Origin of the sequence: Escherichia sp. KTE172 (assembly GCF_000408845.1) — a bacterium.
GTDB lineage: Bacteria > Pseudomonadota > Gammaproteobacteria > Enterobacterales > Enterobacteriaceae > Escherichia > Escherichia coli.
In genome coordinates this window covers 1-1,321 of the sequence record NZ_KE137319.1, presented here as the reverse complement: position 1 = coordinate 1,321, position 1,321 = coordinate 1, and the positions used below count along the sequence as shown (strand labels likewise).

At 43.2% G+C, this 1,321-nt stretch carries 1 protein-coding gene and 1 pseudogene; both read left to right on the top strand.

Features of this window, described 5'->3' with window-relative positions; all coding sequences use genetic code 11:
• A pseudogene (gene mobC / locus G434_RS31040) lies at window positions 1-114 on the top strand (relaxase accessory protein MobC); the annotation flags it as partial.
• A gap of 532 nt (window positions 115-646) precedes the next feature.
• The coding region (locus tag G434_RS00070) for a replication initiation protein (protein ID WP_016249759.1) at window positions 647-1,321 on the top strand (675 nt) is incomplete at its 3' end.

Genomic DNA, 1,321 nt, shown 5'->3' with positions numbered 1-1,321 from the left:
GTGCAGTTGCGTGCCTGGTTACTCCAGTTCCTGAAGGCAGAGGTGACACGACAGGCTGATGTGACGCGCATACTGCCGCTGATTAACGAGCTGGAAGCGCTGCCAGGACAGTGATTGTATCGTCCGCTCGCCGCAGTCCCAGCGACCGAGCGTTAGCGAGCGAGTGGGCGAGGAAGCGGAAGTGAATCCGTCGCCTGATTGAGCACATACGCACGGTTTTTCGGGAGGTGATATGCGCTGAACCCGCATGAATACTGGATTTCCACAGGGTTGGAGGGGGTGTATTCGGAACTTGCAATTCTGCTTTTTTGCAACGCATTGTTTTTATTGGTTTTTTGTTTTCAGCACTCCAAGTTATCCACAGGCTCGTCGTTAAGTTTTTAGATCTTGTTTTTAAGATCTTGTTTTTAATACTTGTTTTAGCGCCAAAATTCCTTATAGAAAACAAAATGTTACAATGCTATAGGTAATGTGATTTAAGGTAAAGGTAATATGATTTAAGGTGTTTAGGTGGGGGAATTTAAGGTAAAGGCAATATGATTTAAGGTAATATTCACAGAAAAAGGGATATTAAAATAAAAAGGCATTGCCTTTCGTTGAGGGTATGTTTATCTTTTATTCATTACCTTTTGGGGAGGGATGCTCTATGTCGGATCTAATTGCCTATAAATCCAATGCGCTGGTTGAAGCCAGTTATAAATTGACCCTACAGGAACAGCGATTTTTGTTACTTTGCATCGGTCGATTGAAGTCTGGGGCTGATGCAGAATCTCCAAAATTGCAAAAGACAATGACCATTACAGCTGCGGAATATTTCGATTCATTCCCTGACATGGGGCGGAAAAATGCCGAGGTTCAGTTACAGGAAGCAATTGATCGTTTGTGGGACAGGTCAATCATTCTCAAGGATGACGAGAAACGTGAGGAGTTCCGCTGGATCCAGTATCGGGCACAGTACGCTAAAGGCGAGGCCAGAGCACAAATAACATTTTCTGACGCAGTAATGCCTTATTTGACACAACTACAAGGGCAATTTACTAGAGTTGTAATCAAGAATATATCTAGATTATCAAGAAGTTACAGTATAAGGATATACGAACTCCTCCAGCAGTTCCGCAGTACTGGCGAACGTATTATCGCTCTCGATGATTTCCGCTCAATGCTTGATATAGAGCATAAATATCAAACATATAAATCACTTAACCAGCAATTATTAAGACCCTGCATTGACGAACTGAACAAAAAAAGCGACCTGGCTGTAACGGTTGAGACGATCAAAAAGGGGCGCACGGTTGTAGCCCTGCATTTTCGCTTCAAGGAA